Raw genomic sequence first — 369 nt, 5'->3', positions numbered from 1 at the left:
AGGAACCTATGGAAACTTCTCTTATCATCTCTCTAATTTCTTAGGATTCTCTTCTATAAACACAAAAGGCAGAGCCACACATCATAATGATAACACTACCACCTATGCTCCCATCTCTTCTAAACAATGGTATGAAAATCAAATCAACAACATTGGATTCAAAGAACCTAACTATCAAAGATACAATGCAAACAACACACAAGCAAACAATCAAAACAACACAAATAGCCCAAACAATCAGGACAATGCAAACAATGCAAATGTTCTAAACCAAAACAATCAAAACCATCCTTTATACTCAAAAGACACAGACTCAAACCATCCTTCTTTTAAAGATATTTTAGATTACAATAACCACCAAGCTTCTTT

1 pseudogene is annotated in these 369 nt (G+C 33.6%); it reads left to right on the top strand.

Going from position 1 to position 369, the window contains the following annotated elements:
• Positions 1 to 369 (top strand): annotated as a pseudogene (locus BKH42_RS09720) (hypothetical protein); the annotation flags it as partial.

The sequence above is a fragment of the Helicobacter sp. 13S00482-2 genome, assembly GCF_002272795.1.
In the GTDB taxonomy this organism is placed as follows: Bacteria; Campylobacterota; Campylobacteria; order Campylobacterales; family Helicobacteraceae; genus Helicobacter_J.
This window is presented reverse-complemented; position numbering and strand designations above follow the sequence as displayed.